This window comes from Bilifractor porci, assembly GCF_009696005.1.
GTDB lineage: Bacteria > Bacillota > Clostridia > Lachnospirales > Lachnospiraceae > Bilifractor > Bilifractor porci.
Window position 1 is genome coordinate 460,840 of sequence record NZ_VUMV01000002.1, and the last position, 14,427, is coordinate 475,266.

At 48.3% G+C, this 14,427-nt stretch carries 12 protein-coding genes and 1 tRNA gene; 10 read left to right on the top strand and 3 right to left on the bottom strand.

The features are described from left to right. The first annotated feature begins 30 nt into the window (after window positions 1-30). From FYJ60_RS05050 to FYJ60_RS05065, 4 genes are all read left to right on the top strand, one after another. On the top strand, window positions 31-663 hold the full coding sequence (locus FYJ60_RS05050) for a cobalamin B12-binding domain-containing protein (protein WP_205838966.1): 633 nt from the start codon (window positions 31-33) through the stop codon (window positions 661-663). 131 nt (window positions 664-794) lie between these two features. Beyond that, a complete protein-coding gene (locus FYJ60_RS05055; protein ID WP_154457527.1) occupies window positions 795-1,400 on the top strand; it encodes a GTP pyrophosphokinase in 606 nt (201 codons plus the stop codon). Then, the gene (locus FYJ60_RS05060) at window positions 1,397-2,071 is read left to right on the top strand and encodes a response regulator transcription factor (RefSeq protein WP_154457529.1); all 675 of its coding nucleotides are present in this window, start codon (window positions 1,397-1,399) and stop codon (window positions 2,069-2,071) included. Before FYJ60_RS05055 ends, FYJ60_RS05060 begins: the two co-directional genes overlap by 4 nt. A gap of 66 nt (window positions 2,072-2,137) precedes the next feature. Next, window positions 2,138-3,487, top strand: coding sequence for a sensor histidine kinase (locus tag FYJ60_RS05065; protein WP_154457531.1), 1,350 nt, complete (start codon window positions 2,138-2,140; stop codon window positions 3,485-3,487). 12 nt (window positions 3,488-3,499) lie between these two features. On the opposite strand, the gene FYJ60_RS05070 is transcribed toward FYJ60_RS05065, so the two are convergent. Both FYJ60_RS05070 and FYJ60_RS05075 read right to left on the bottom strand, forming a co-directional pair. Continuing rightward, window positions 3,500-5,323: a sensor histidine kinase gene (locus tag FYJ60_RS05070; protein WP_154457533.1), complete on the bottom strand. Its 1,824-nt coding sequence runs from the start codon at window positions 5,321-5,323 to the stop codon at window positions 3,500-3,502. Beyond that, window positions 5,320-6,951 (bottom strand): response regulator transcription factor, encoded by a 1,632-nt coding sequence (locus tag FYJ60_RS05075; RefSeq protein WP_330579115.1) that lies wholly within the window; start codon window positions 6,949-6,951, stop codon window positions 5,320-5,322. Before FYJ60_RS05075 ends, FYJ60_RS05070 begins: the two co-directional genes overlap by 4 nt. A gap of 166 nt (window positions 6,952-7,117) precedes the next feature. Between FYJ60_RS05075 and FYJ60_RS05080 the strand changes: the two genes are divergently transcribed. The 6 genes from FYJ60_RS05080 to rhaM all read left to right on the top strand — a co-directional run bounded on the left by FYJ60_RS05080 (window position 7,118) and on the right by rhaM (window position 14,094). Next, window positions 7,118-8,644 carry a sugar ABC transporter ATP-binding protein gene (locus FYJ60_RS05080; protein ID WP_330579110.1) on the top strand — a complete coding sequence of 509 codons (1,527 nt, stop codon included), beginning with the start codon at window positions 7,118-7,120 and terminating at the stop codon, window positions 8,642-8,644. After that, window positions 8,644-9,630: an ABC transporter permease gene (locus tag FYJ60_RS05085; RefSeq protein ID WP_154457537.1), complete on the top strand. Its 987-nt coding sequence runs from the start codon at window positions 8,644-8,646 to the stop codon at window positions 9,628-9,630. Before FYJ60_RS05080 ends, FYJ60_RS05085 begins: the two co-directional genes overlap by 1 nt. A 2-nt stretch (window positions 9,631-9,632) precedes the next feature. Continuing rightward, entirely contained in the window at window positions 9,633-10,643 is a 1,011-nt protein-coding gene (locus FYJ60_RS05090) for an ABC transporter permease (RefSeq protein ID WP_154457539.1), read from the top strand. Between the two features lie 248 nt (window positions 10,644-10,891). Then, window positions 10,892-12,067 (top strand): rhamnose ABC transporter substrate-binding protein, encoded by a 1,176-nt coding sequence (locus FYJ60_RS05095; protein WP_154457541.1) that lies wholly within the window; start codon window positions 10,892-10,894, stop codon window positions 12,065-12,067. Window positions 12,068-12,232: 165 nt separating this feature from the next. Then, window positions 12,233-13,726: an L-fucose/L-arabinose isomerase family protein gene (locus FYJ60_RS05100; RefSeq protein ID WP_154457542.1), complete on the top strand. Its 1,494-nt coding sequence runs from the start codon at window positions 12,233-12,235 to the stop codon at window positions 13,724-13,726. 53 nt (window positions 13,727-13,779) lie between these two features. Next, a complete protein-coding gene (gene rhaM / locus FYJ60_RS05105) occupies window positions 13,780-14,094 on the top strand; it encodes an L-rhamnose mutarotase (RefSeq protein ID WP_154457544.1) in 315 nt (104 codons plus the stop codon). Window positions 14,095-14,200: 106 nt separating this feature from the next. Here the strand turns inward: rhaM and FYJ60_RS05110 are convergent. After that, window positions 14,201-14,290 (bottom strand) — tRNA-Ser (locus tag FYJ60_RS05110). Window positions 14,291-14,427 lie beyond the last annotated feature (137 nt).

Sequence of the window (14,427 nt, forward strand, 5' to 3'; positions counted from 1 at the left end):
CCGACGTGCAGGGAAATTTTGGAGGAGAAAGTGTTAGATAATCTGCGAAACGCAGTGATTGGCGGAAAACCACGGCTGGCTGTCCAGGAAACAGAGCAGGCCATAAAGGACGGATATCCGAAGGAGCAGATCCTGAATGAAGGTTTGCTGCCTGCCATGCACGAGATCAACAGAGAGTTCAGAAAGGATGAACCGGATCTGGCCCACACTCTGTCCTGCGCCAAGGCTATGAAGAATTCGCTGAATCTTCTGCAGGCAAATCTGGAGGAAGAGATGTTCCCGTCCAGGGGACTGGTTATCATCGGAACCTGCGGAGGGGATCTGCATGACATAGGGAAAAACGTTGTGGCGGTTATGTTTGAAGGCGTGGGGGCACGCATCCTGGATCTGGGAGTGGACGTATCTTCCGAGCGCTTTGTACAAAATGTGCGGGAACACCCGGAGGTAAGGGTGGTATGCATTTCCTGTCTTCTGACAACATCCTTCCGCGAGATGGAACGCACGGTTCACAATCTGCGGAAGGAGCGGAAACGCAGTGGCCTGGATTTTATTATTATGGTCGGGGGAGCGCCTGTCACGCAGGAGATTGCAGATAAAATGGGAGCGGATATCTACACGGAAAACGCGGCAAAGGCGGCAGAGGCCGCCCTGCCTTACCTCTGAAAGAAATAACAAATGGCATGGGCAAACCATAAAGTCATGAACCCGCCGGCGGGCAGGCGCTTAGTGTGCAATGATTTTTAGCGCTGTCATTATCACAGGTTGGTAACAAATCAGGAGTAAAGTTTTATCTGATGGGAACAGAAAGTATTTACGGGGATCATCTTCCGGAACTGGAGGCGGTCAAAAAACGTCTTCTTGCGGAGATTGATACTCTTCGGAAAAATGTAAAACAGAAATATGGGATGGATCCGGTGGAACACTGCCTGGCCAGAATAAAGTCTGAGGAGAGCATGAGGGAGAAGTGCCGCAGGCGGGGGCTTCCGGAAACAACAGAGTCCGCCCTGACGGAAATTCATGATGCTGTCGGGATACGGGTAGTAACCTCGTTTATCAGCGATGTTTATCTTGTAAGAGATTATCTGGCGTCCCTGCCGGACTGCCGGGTGGTGGAGGAAAAAGATTACATCCGCCACGCGAAGCCGAACGGATACCGGAGCTATCACATGATTCTGCTGGTGGACAACCATGTTTACGCGGAGATTCAGCTTCGCACCATTTCCCAGGATACCTGGGCGTCACTGGAGCATCACCTGAAATATAAAAAAACATTGAATCAGGATACAAACCTGATTGTGCAGGAGCTGAAACGCTGCGCAGACGAACTGGCATCGACCGATGTTTCCATGCAGACGATTCGTGACGCGATTTTTCAGATACAGAAGGATGAGGATAGATGAAAATACTACTGGCAGAGGATACCCGTGACCTGAACCGGGTCATCACCGTGGCCCTGCAGCATGAGAAATATGAAGTGGATCCGGTTTATGACGGCGAGGAAGCCGCGGAACATGCCTTTCAGAACGGATATGATCTGATTGTTCTGGATATCATGATGCCGAAGAAAAGCGGGATTGAGGTTCTGCGGGAAATCCGTTCGGCCAATAACGTCACGCCGGTACTTCTGTTGACTGCCAAGGCAGAGGTGGATGACCGCGTTTCCGGACTGGATGCCGGGGCGGATGATTATCTGACAAAGCCGTTTGCCATGAAGGAATTTCTTGCAAGGGTAAGGGCCATGACAAGGAGAAAGGCGGAATATGGAGCCGGAGAACTGAAATTCGGCGATCTTACCCTGGATGCGGATAAATTTGAACTGACAAGTGAAAATTCCGTCCGCCTCTCGGTGAAGGAATACGAGCTGCTGCAGACGCTGATTCTGCATCCGGACCGGGATCTGGATACCGCCTATCTGCTGGAAAAGGTCTGGAATAACGCGCCGGATGCCACACCGGATACCGTATGGCTTTACATTTCCTATCTCCGGGGAAAGCTGGCATCCATTGCTTCCAGTGTGAAAATCCTGGGAGAGCGGGGCGGAAGCTACCGTCTGACGCTGAAAGCGGATTGACGAAAAAACAATATGGGACCGTCGGATTGACAAGGCCGTGGAAAAGGAGACAGGGAGGGCACCGGGATGAATGAACAGGGAATTCGGAAACTTCGGAATAAATTCATTCAGTCTGCGCTGATCACGCTGACACTGGTCATGTTCCTGATGGGAACCCTGATTTATATTGCCAATCTTACGATCACCAGACAGAGTATCCACCGGATTCTGAATTTTATTGTGGAAAATAACGGTGAGCTGGAAGGGTCCAAGACGGAGAATGTTGACAGCTCCAGCAGTTCCGAAACGGCGCAGGATCAGGGGGGACATTCGCTGGATAACGATGACTACAGCGTAATCCGTTTCCTCTATGAAATTTTCGGGACGCAGACGATGGAAGGAGTCAGGGATAAATACGAAACCAGATATTTCGCGGTATTGTATGATCCGGAAGGGAATGTCACGGCGGTAAAAAATAATCTGGTGGATTCCGTCACACGGGAAGAGGCGGAAACCTACGGACAGATTGCGCTGGAAAAAAGGCTGTCTTTCGGAAGAAGCGGGACCTATTACTATCAGGTGGAGCGAAGGGACGACGGAAACTGTATTGTTGTATATCTGGACAGTACGCTTCAGGTAGAGGCAATGAACCGGCTGCTGTACTCCGCCCTGATCCTTATCGGCTTTGGGATGATTATTTCCGCTGTTTTTGTCACGGTCTTTGCCAACCGGGCGATCCGCCCGGAGGTTGAAAACGCGGAGCTGCAGAAAAGATTTATCACCAACGCCAGCCATGAACTGAAAACCCCGATTGCCGTGATCAAGGCCAATACCGAGATGCAGGAAATTCTCGACGGAGAGAGCGAGTGGACGCAGTCAACGCTCCGTCAGGTGGAACGGCTTACCGGCCTGATCCAGAACCTGGTGACGATTACCAGGGCGCAGGAGCAGGAGGACAGGGAGGAATTTGCAGATACGGATGTATCCGCGGTGGTAAAGGAAACGGCGGACACCTTCCGGCCGGTGGCGCTTCAGGAAGGAAAGACGCTTACCTGCGAGACACCGGAGAATCTGCATATGGAAGCCGCGCCCAGCCAGATCCGCCAGCTGACCTCCCTGCTTGTGGATAACGCGATTAAATACTGCGACGACAAGGGAGAAATAAAGGTCAGGGTATCTGCCGTCCGAAAAGGAATCCAGCTCCAGGTGTCCAATCCGTACGCGGACGGGAAGAATGTTGACTACAGCAGATTTTTCGAGCGATTCTACAGGGAGGATCAGTCGCATCACTCGGATTCCGAAAAAAGCGGATACGGCATCGGGCTCTCCATCGCGGAAAGCCTGGTGGAGCAGTATCACGGAAGTATAAACGCATCCTGGAAGGACGGGGGCATCTGCTTCACCTGCCTGCTGAAAAATAAAAGTAGGAAAGACTGAATCCGGAGCGGATTATTCCGATTTTTGTCTCATGGCGGGAATTCGTATTTCCACGTCTGTTCCTTGTCCCAGACGGCTGGAGTAGGAGAGGCCATAGTTTTCTCCGAAGAGAATCTGTAACCGCCGGTGTGTATTAAAAACTGCAATGTGACTTCCGCTTCCGGTGCCCATCTGGCTTGTCAGGATTTTTCCCAGCTTATCTGCAGGGATACCGACTCCGTCATCGGAAACCAGCAGTATAATCGACGATTCCTCCAGCCAGCCGGTGATGACAATTGTTCCTCTGCGGGAAGGTTTTTCCAGAATGCCGTGAAGAATTGCGTTTTCGATGATAGGCTGCAGCGTCAGGCGGGGAATCCGGTATTCCAGCATGGCATCAGGGACATCGACAACAAAGGATATTCCGTTGTCAAAGCGCATGTTCTGCAGGCGGATGTAAATAGTCACATGCTCAATCTCATCCGCAATACTGCAGAGAGGATCCTTCTGGCTGAGTGTCAGCCGGTAAAAACGGGAGAGGTCTCTGGTTGCCTGGTTAATTTCTTTGGTACGGCCCTGCTGCGCCATCCAGTTGATCATATCCATGGTATTATACAGAAAATGAGGATTGATTTGAGCCTGCAGCGCCCTGAATTCTGCTCTCCGAAGTTCTTCGGAGGCTTTTTTTTCATCTTCCATCAGGCTGTTGATTTTACCGGCCATATAATTATAAGAGTCCACAAGGTTCCCTATTTCGTCGGTTTCTTCCGGAGAAGGCATTGGCACAGGAGGACTTGTTTTCACCTGGTTCATCTGATCTGCCACTGCCGTAATTCTTCGGGACAGCGAACGGGAGAGAGACAGGGAAATCATTACGCCGATTGTGATAGAGAGTATGGAGACTAACAGAAAAGTCCATATGGTCCGGTTGGCTCTTTGCTCCAGCGGGCGTGACGGAAGCACGGTAACAAGAACCCATTGGGTATTGGTATTACTGATAGCGTAATAGCCAATGTAGACTTTCTTGTTCAGCACAGTCTTTTCGAGAAATCCGTTGGAAGACTCCATGCTTTTCTGGATTGTGTTGTAGTTTGTGTAATAAAGACCGGCAAGGCCGGGATCTGTGGAGACAACGATAGAATCCCTTTCATTTGTAATGTAGGCAATACCCTCGGTATCCTGGAGGGCAGGTGTCAGATATTTTTTCAGGGTATCCGATGAGAAATAGCAGGCCATATAGCCGCGGACATAATCACCGCTGGGCTTACTGATGGAGATCGGGATAATATAAGCCAGGTTATTCAGGCTGCTCTTTTCGCTGTCAGAGAGATAAAAGGGCGGGCAGAACAGACTCGATGGATGGCTGCTGTAGAAAATCCCATACCAGTAAGAGCTTTGGATGCTGCTTACCGGTTTAAAGAGTTCGCCGACCTGATCCGAGAAACAATAGCTGGACGATGGAAGGTCTATATAAAAACGGACATCCGTGACATAGGTTCCCTTTAGGCACTGCGATACTTTCTCCTGAAAATCAGAAGCATCGTCAGAGGAGAGTGTTATGGAAGGGTCGAGGTTTATGATATTGGAAAAGGTATCCTGATAATAGGGCAGATCCTGTATTTTTTCGGAGACGTCTATAATATCGCTGATGACTTGGTTAATAGACGGTGATACCTGGGCGGCAGCTTCCTGCTGCCGCCGGATTGTGTTGGAAGTGATCATCTCCAGAAGGGAACGGGCGAACAGAGAAAAAAGAATAATAAAAGGTATGGCAACGGCCAGAATAACGATGAATGTCATTTTATTTCGAAGTTTCAGGTTGCCATAGCTTTTTTTGATGCGTCGGAAAAATTTCATTTCAGCAGATCCTCCCGATATTCGGAAGGCGATTTCCCGGTGAATTTCCGAAAGGCCTTGCCGAAATAATTACTGTCATTATAGCCTACGCGTGAAGAGATTTCTGATATACTGTTGCGCGGGTCGTCCAGGAGAGCTTTTGCCTTTTCCATTCTGAATTCCGTCAGGTATTGGTTCAAGGTCTGTCCGGTCTCGTTTTTGAAAACGGTGCATGCGTAGGAGGCAGAGAGGGATGCGTATTCGCTTATTTCCTTGGTGGAAAGCATTGGATCCGCATAATGCTGCCGGATATAGCTTTTGATCAGAAATACGGAAGAATTTTCCGGTACATGGGAATTGACTTCTTCCAGAAATTGTCTGATATAGCGGTTCAGGCACTCATGCAGTTCCTGATAAGAAAAGCATGAGCTGATTTCTTCATACACTTCCTCTGCAGCCCTGTTTCGTTCAGAGCCCTGCAGCTGCCGACGCCGGGATTCATCCAGAATGAAAGTAATAAGCTGAAAATAAAGGGACTGGATGGCGCGCGGAAGAAGCTCTCCGTTTTCGGCACAAAGTTCATTCAGGGAAGCGGAAAGCTTTGCGAGAGATGCTTCATCTGCATTCCGGACAGCATCCTGTATCTGCAAAGAGAAGTCAGAAGGAGAGATATTGTTTCTCTTTCCTTTAACATCCGGGGAGACAAGAATACTGCAAGGAGTGTAAAAAAAGCTGTGCTGAAGAAGGATTACGGCAGTGCTGTAAGAGTCATAAAGATTCTTGATGCCGGATACGATGTCACCACAGCAGAGATACCAGGAACGAACAGGCTGGAGAAATGGTATCATAGATTCCATCAGCAGTTTTATCGTAGATTCTGTGAACTCTGCTTTTCTGAAAAAATGAAAAACAAAGAGCCCTGTTCTTTTTTCTGCCGCAATTGTGTGCATGCGCATCTGGCGCATGACCGGGTAAAAACCGGCTTTCAGGCTGTCCAGAAAATCCGGGTGCAGCTCTTCCCGCTCATCTGTATGGAGCAAAACAGTAGCCGCAGAGCGGAAAAGGTTTACGGAGCCGTATCTGGAACAATATTTTTCGCTGAGATCGTCGACTGCCCGGCCGGATGCGTGAGTGGGCAGCGTGAGGCAGAGTGCGAGCCGGGAAGCGGAAAGATCTTCCTGTACGGTTTCTGCGTATCGGTTCCGGATAATCTGCTCGGCCTGTCGGATTGCTTCCTGCAGTGTTTTTTTCATTTCCTCCATATCCAGAGGCTTTTCTATGTAATTAACGGCACGCAGACGGATCGCAGCCTTCAGATATTCTTTATCAGAATAGCCGCTCATAAAAATAAAAACAGTGTCGGGTAAAGTCTCCCGTATTCGGTTAAGCATATCAATGCCGTTAAGGTGCGGCATTCGGACATCGCTCAGAATAATCTCGGGCCGGTGACTTCTGGCCTTACGGAGACCATCCATCCCATCCTCCGCCGTAAATATTTCGTCAATGCCATCCAGCGAGAGGTGCTCGATGGAGGACATCAGACCCGTTCTTGTCAGATTTTCATCATCTACAATTAACAGTTTTATGGCAGTATCCTCATTTCTCCAGTGGTTTAGCGGACAACAGTTGCTTTTGTCCAGGCATCCTATCCGGAAGTGATCTTTTTTTCATCATAATGGAAATGCCAGGAAAAATCCAGTCGGACGACAGTTGTTTCTTCGATGAAGAAAATTACCCCAATCCAAAAAAAATTACCCTTAAACAGCAGTCTGGTCCGGAGATATACTAAATTAGAATGGAAAGGAGGATAAGAGCGTGTCAGATGATTTGATTCTGGAACTTAAGGGGATTACCAAGATCTTCCCGGGTGTGAAAGCGCTGGATCAAGTGCAGTTTCAGCTTCGCCGCGGAGAAGTACATGCTCTGATGGGAGAGAACGGGGCCGGAAAATCGACCTTTATCAAGGTCATTACAGGTGTGCATCAGGCCGAAGAAGGGCACATGTACCTGAACGGACAGGAGGTTCATTTCAAGGGACCGAAGGATGCCCTGGAGGCGGGAATTGCTGCTGTATATCAGCATCCGACCACATACCCGGAGCTGACGGTTACAGAAAATATTTTTATGGGCCATGAATTTAAGAAGAATGGCCTGATCCAGTGGAGGGCAATGAACCAGGAAGCCAGAAAGCTTCTGGATCGTCTGGATGCAGATTTTAAGCCGACAGAAGAGATGGGAGCTCTTTCTGTAGCGCAGCAGCAGATGGTCGAGATTGCCAAGGCGCTTTCTACAAATGCCAAAATTATTATTCTGGATGAGCCTACAGCTGCGCTGGCAGCAAATGAGTCCCAAAGACTTTACCGGATTGTTGACCAGCTGCGGGATGAAGGGGTTTCCATCATTTTTATTTCACATCGTATGGAAGATATGTATCGTGTTGCCAGCCGCGTGACAGTATTCCGTGATGCGCATTATATCGGTACCTATGATGTTGATAAAATTACGACGGCAGATCTGATCAAGGCAATGGTGGGACGTGAAATTTCTGATATGTACCCAAAGCCTGATGTGAAGATTGGAAAGGAAGTATTCCGTTTTGAAGGAATGACCCGCACAGGATACTTCAAGGACGTAGCGATGACTGTTCATGCCGGAGAGATTGTCGGAGTAACGGGACTGGTCGGCGCAGGACGTACAGAGACGATGGAAGCAGTCTGCGGCATTACAAAAGCGGATTCCGGCCATGTTTATGTAGACGGTAAGGAAATTCAAATCAGGAAACCGTCGGATGCCATGAAGGCAGGCATTGTCCTTCTTCCGGAAAACAGGCAGACGCAGGGTCTGATACTTCGCTGGGGATTGGGAGACAATGTCATTCTTCCGATTCAGGATGAGCTGGCAAAAGGACCGTTTAAAATCAAAAACGAAAAAAAGGAAAGAGAACTTTCCAAGAAGTATCTGGAAGAAGTGGATACGAAAGCGGTAACGATTTTTGATCCGGCCAGCAGTCTTTCCGGAGGAAACCAGCAGAAGGTAGTTGTGGCCAAGGCTCTGGCACAGGATAACATGAAGGTTCTTATTATGGATGAGCCGACCAAGGGCGTTGACGTAGGTGCCAAGGCGGAAATTTATGCCATAATGGGGGATCTTGCGAAAAAGGGATACGGGATTCTTATGATATCCTCCGAAATGCCGGAAATTCTCGGAATGAGCGACCGCATATACACGATGTGCAAAGGCCGTGTAACCGGCTGTCTGGATCGCAGAGATGCGACTCAGGAGCTCCTTCTTGAGATGTCCATGGAGAAGGGGAATAACGAGAAGAAGGAGGCAGCCGAATAATGCAGCAGAAAAAATCATTGTGGAAGCGCCTGACAGGTTCCCGGGAGGCAAGCCTGGTCCTGATTCTGGTCGCTCTTCTGATAGTGGTAACCATACTGAGCGGCGGTACGTTTTTAACTCCGTCAAATATTTCTCAGATTTTCCGTAATAATGCGCTGACTATGCTGATGGCTTTGGGAATGCTGTGTGTGCTTCTTACGGCGGGAATTGACATTTCCATTACTTCCATTCTGGCATTTTCAGGCATGACAATCGGTCTGCTTCAGAAATATGACATTCTTCGTAATACGTTTTTACTGTTTCTGATCGCAGCGCTGATCGGGACGGGATGCGGATTACTGAACGGCCTTATTATTTCTAAAGGAAAAGTAGCACCGATTATCTGCACGATGGGCGGCATGTACATCTGGCGAGGACTTGCGTATGTTATTTCCAACAACAACTGGGCATCCGGTGCGGATGTATCCGGTTTTTCCGATTTCGGAAAAGACGGAAGTATAGGGCCTTACATTATTCTGATTATTGCGTATGTGGTTTTCTTCATTGTAATGAAATGGACAACCTTTGGACGCAGGATTTACGCGGTCGGCAGTAATGCGGAGGCGGCAGAGGTTTCCGGTATCAATGTAGACAGGATAATTACACTGGTGTATATGATTATGGGACTGCTTGCCGGCCTGTCCGGAGCACTTTCTGTATCTATTTATGCATCTGCACAGCCAAACATGCAGTACGGCAAGGAGATGGATGTAATCGCTGCCTGCGTAATCGGTGGAGTGAGCATGAACGGCGGACGTGGTTCTGTAGTGGGAACATTCCTGGGCGCACTGTTCTATGCTATCGTGGCTAAGGCTCTCCCGCTTATCGGGCTGGAATCCATTTGGCAGAACCTGATCAAAGGAATCATCGTTCTTGCTGTTGTACTGCTGAATGTATTGACACAGCGTGCGATGGACAGGGCTAACCTGGAGAGGAGGGAACTGTAATTATGGCAGGAAAATCTGGAAGAGAGATTAATGCTGTTCCACAGAGCAGTGTGAAACAAAAAATCCTCAGCTGGGAAGGCGGGTTGGTAATCATTTTCATCGCTGTGCTGATTCTGGGTGCAGCTATTTCGCCGACATACAATTTTTCCAGCGTGTTTCGTGAGATGCCGAAATATCTTTGCGAAATTTTTATGATGTTTGCAATGGGCTACATTCTGATAATTGCGGAAATTGATATTTCCGTAGGGGCAATTGTATGTCTTGCAGCGACGCTCGGCTGTTTTGCCGGTAACGCCGGAGTTCCTTTGGCCGGGGTTATTGCTGTATGTATCGGAACCGGCTTTCTGGCGGGATGTTTAAATGGCGTTATTCTGACACATTTTACAGAACTCCCTTCTATGATCGTTACGCTGGGAACGCAGATTATTTTCAGGGGAATCGCAGAGGTGTCGCTTGGCAGCGGCGGATCTGTGTCCATGTCAAACAGCAAAATGATTATGCCGCTGGCCACTATGGTCGGGCCGTTTCCTCTCGTTTTCTTTTTTGTAGCCATTGCCGCAGTGATCTTTATATTTGTACTGTCCAGGACAACTTTCGGAAGAAAGCTTTATGCGGTCGGATCCAATCATACGGCGGCACATTATGCGGGAATTCCGGTTCAGAAGATACGCATGATTTGTTTTGTCCTGATTGGCACCATGGCCGGCGTATGTGCTCTTTTCTACCTGTCCACTACCTTTGGCGCCAATACTACCACCGGTCAGGGATATGAGATGGATGTCATCGCCATGTGCGTATTCGGCGGAATTGCCACGACAGGCGGTAAGGGCAATCTGATAGGCGCGACAATTGCAGGTTTTACAATTGTCTGCCTGCGTATCGCTCTGGGGCAGAGAAATATCAATACACAACTGATACTGGTTATTATTGGTCTGCTTCTGATTGTCTCCGTACTTATTCCACGTATCAGTGAGGTTCTGGGAAATCGAAAACGCAGGGCGGCACAGAGTTGAATACTGTTATTTAAACAGAAATTGTAGACACTTTCTGCTGGTTTGTTGTGAAAACATGACAGATCAGCAGGATTTTTTTACACTTCGTTCGTGACTTTTTACCCGAAATCAAAAAAAATTACCATTTCGTGAAAAAAATGTGAATGCTATCATAAGTTCATGGAAAAGGAAGGTAAATCTTCCGCCCGCCGACTGCAGAACCAGGCAGATTGTTCCGGCGGATAAATTCAGTATCAGGAGGGAAAGAAATGAAAAGAAAAGTAGTCAGCACAATGCTTTGTGCCGCTATGGCTGCAGGACTTCTCGCAGGATGCGGTTCCAGCAGTTCATCCAGCGCGGCAAGTTCATCCAGCGCGGCAAGTTCTGCCAGTGCGGCCAGCTCTTCCGGCTCTGCGGAGACGACGGAGACGGCGGCTTCCAGTGCCAGTGAGGCTGTGAAGTCAGGAAGTACAGCTGCTGCAGGAACAGCAGATGCCAGCGGACATACCTATGCTATTGTTACAAAATCTGCCGGCAATCCTTATAACGAGAGAGAAGCATCCGGATTTCAGGATACTATTGAAGCTCTCGGAGGAACCTGCATTGTTCAGAATCCTGAACAGGCTACTGCAGATGCCCAGATTTCCGTTATTAACTCTCTGATTTCTCAGAAGGTTGATTCTATTGCGGTTGCAGCTAATGATGCGAATGCACTTTCTGCAGTTCTTCAGCAGGCTATGGACGCGGGAATTAAGGTTATGACACTGGATTCCGATGTAGAAGCATCCAGCCGGATGGTATTCTGCAACCAGGCAGGTGTTAAGGAAGTGGGACAGGCCTTGATTGATGCCGTATATGACATCACCGGAGGAGAAGGCGAGTACGCGATTCTTTCCGCTACCTCCCAGGCTACCAACCAGAACTCCTGGATTGACGCCATGAAGAGCATCGCTGAATCTGACGATAAGTACAGTAAGCTTGTTCTGGACGAGGTCGCTTACGGCGATGATGAGCCGCAGAAATCCACGGACCAGACACAGGCGCTTCTGCAGAAGTATCCGAACCTGAAAGTTATCTGCTCACCTACCACCGTCGGTATCAGTGCGGCCGCAAAGGTTCTTCAGGATCAGAATTCTTCTGTTAAGCTGACAGGTCTCGGGCTTCCGTCTGAGATGAAAGAATATATTGGGGATGATGATTCTCATTCCTGTCCGTATATGTTCCTGTGGAATCCGATTGATCTTGGAAAACTCGCTGCTTATACATCGGTAGCACTGGTAAGCGGACAGATTACCGGAGCAGAGGGAGATACCTTTGATGCAGGCGACATGGAGAACAGCCCCTACACCGTTACAACAAATACGGACGGTGCAACTGAAATTATTCTCGGACCGCCTTATAAGTTTGATTCTTCCAACATTGACGAGTGGGCAGAGGTATATTAATTACGCTGCAAAGTAAATAGAATTGCGCAAGAAAGACTACAGGGGTTTCTGTTTAACGGCAGGAGCCCTTTTTTGTACCATGCATGGCCGGGGAGGCCGGGTATAGTCGAAGCTTCCGGCTGAAGGTTCTGAATGAAAACAGGAAACAAAGAAAGGGGAAATATCATGAAACGATTATCCGAAGGAAAGCGCCCGCGAATCGGGCTTTACAGCGCCGGGCTGCAGACGTACTGGAGCCAGTTTGCCGGGCTTAAAGAGACCCTGCTGTCATATAACTCTTTTATTGCGGAAAGACTGGGAGCATGGGGAGAAGTCTTTAACTTTGGACTTGTGGATTCGGAGCAAAAAAGCAGAGAGGCAGGGGAATTTTTTCAATCCCGAAATTGTGATATTGTGTTCAGCCATGCAGCGACCTATTATACCAGTTCATGTGTCCTGCCGGTCCATCAAATTTGCACGGCTCCCTGCGTGATCTTGAATCTACAGCCGGAAGCGGAGATGAATTATGAAAAGACGGATACCGGTCACTGGCTGGCGCAGTGTGTGGGATGCTCCATCCCGGAAATATCAAATGCCTTTAACCGGGCTAAAATTCCTTTCTACGTAGTAAACGGGCTCCTTGGCTTGAACTATACGCCGAAATGGGCGCTGGCTGACGAAAATACCGTGGAACGCCAGGAAGCAAAGCGTGCCTGGGAAGAAATCCGCCAGTGGTGCTGTGCTGCGATGATAAAAAGAACGCTGACGGATGCACGTTTCGGGTTCCTGGGAGGTTACTACAGCGGAATGCTGGATATGTACAGTGATTTTACCATGATTCAGGCCCAGACAGGATTGGATGTGGAGATTTTAGAGATGTGTGATCTTGCGCAGTGCATGGATGCTGTAACAGAGGAGGAAATCCATGAAAAACTGGAGGAGATCAAAAATTTCTTTACTATTTCCGGTGATTCGCCTTCGGATCCGATTGCCAGAAAGCCCGAAGAAGAACAACTGGTATGGTCTGCAAAGGTAGCGGCCGCACAGGAAAGACTGGTGTGTTCAAGAAAGCTGGATGCGCTGGCCTATTATTATCACAGTCAGGACGGCAATTATTACGAGCAGATTCAGAGCGGTTTTATTGTAGGACATTCACTTCTGACGGCAAAAGGAGTTCCATGCTCTGGTGAGGCCGACATAAAAACAGCTGTCGCTATGAAGATCTGCGATTCCCTTGGACTGGGAGGAAGCTTCTGCGAAATAATTGCCGCTGATTTCAACAGGAACACAATGATTCTTGGACATGACGGACCCTTCCACATTGCCATTGCAGACCGGAAGCCGGTGCTTCGCGGCATGAAAATCCTGCATGGGAAAAAGGGACAGGGAATATCCGTAGAGGCAAAAGTGAAGCCGGGACCTGTAACAACCCTGGGAGTTACCCAGACTGGAGACGGGATGCTGAAATTTACTATCAGTGAGGGCGAGGCAGTGGAAGCGCCTGTACTGATGAATGGAAATACCATGACTCATATCAGATTTTCAAAAAATCCCGCGGAATATATGGACGATTGGTTTGCAGAGGCACCTACACATCATCTGGCTCTGGCCGTTGGACATCATGCGGATCAGTTTGTTAAGGTTGCAAAATTTCTGAAGATTCCTTTTGCGGTATTCTGAAAAAAAGAGCCTGGAGTTCTTGTGTGATATAATCGTCAAAAGAGAGGAATAAAATGATTCGAAAAATATTCAAAATGAAAGTATACCCCGGAATGGAGAAAGAATATAAGAGAAGGCATCAGGCTTTGTGGCCGGAAATGAAACAGATGATCCATGTATATGGAGGAAGAAATTATACCATTGCATTGGATACGGAAACAGATATCCTTTATGCACAGATTGAGATAGAAGATGAGAAAAAATGGTCTGCATCGGCTGATGATCCCATTAATCGAAAATGGTGGGATTATATGGCAGACCTTATGGAAACCAATCCGGACAACAGCCCTGTATGTGTGGAACTAGAAGAAGTGTTTCACTTGGATTAAAATTTATCGCACATGCTCCACCGGAGCATCTGCGCCCTAAAGGGACGTTCGCGTTCGAATCCCTCTATGCAAAAAAAGGAACCACAAAAGTGGTTCCTTTTTTGCACGGAGTCGGAGGGATTCGAACCCTCGTGCCGGGATGAACCGACAAACGCATTTCGAGTGCGCCTCGTTACGGCCGCTTCGATACGACTCCACAGGTTCTTATTTTAACAAAGAAAAGAATGACCTTCAAGACCAAATTAACGGGTTGTCCGTTCCTACTCAAATATGGTAACTTGAATCTAAGCAGGGATGTCTCTAATATATTGATTTGACACCCATGTCATGTTT

Excerpts from the sequence above, each read along its gene's own strand:
- FYJ60_RS05055 (WP_154457527.1), top strand. The coding sequence starts at position 795 with ATGGGAACAGAAAGTATTTACGGGGATCATCTTCCGGAACTGGAGGCG.
- FYJ60_RS05060 (WP_154457529.1), top strand. The coding sequence starts at position 1,397 with ATGAAAATACTACTGGCAGAGGATACCCGTGACCTGAACCGGGTCATC.
- FYJ60_RS05065 (WP_154457531.1), top strand. The coding sequence starts at position 2,138 with ATGAATGAACAGGGAATTCGGAAACTTCGGAATAAATTCATTCAGTCT.
- FYJ60_RS05070 (WP_154457533.1), bottom strand. The coding sequence starts at position 5,323 with ATGAAATTTTTCCGACGCATCAAAAAAAGCTATGGCAACCTGAAACTT.
- FYJ60_RS05085 (WP_154457537.1), top strand. The coding sequence starts at position 8,644 with ATGCAGCAGAAAAAATCATTGTGGAAGCGCCTGACAGGTTCCCGGGAG.
- FYJ60_RS05090 (WP_154457539.1), top strand. The coding sequence starts at position 9,633 with ATGGCAGGAAAATCTGGAAGAGAGATTAATGCTGTTCCACAGAGCAGT.
- FYJ60_RS05095 (WP_154457541.1), top strand. The coding sequence starts at position 10,892 with ATGAAAAGAAAAGTAGTCAGCACAATGCTTTGTGCCGCTATGGCTGCA.
- FYJ60_RS05100 (WP_154457542.1), top strand. The coding sequence starts at position 12,233 with ATGAAACGATTATCCGAAGGAAAGCGCCCGCGAATCGGGCTTTACAGC.
- rhaM (WP_154457544.1), top strand. The coding sequence starts at position 13,780 with ATGATTCGAAAAATATTCAAAATGAAAGTATACCCCGGAATGGAGAAA.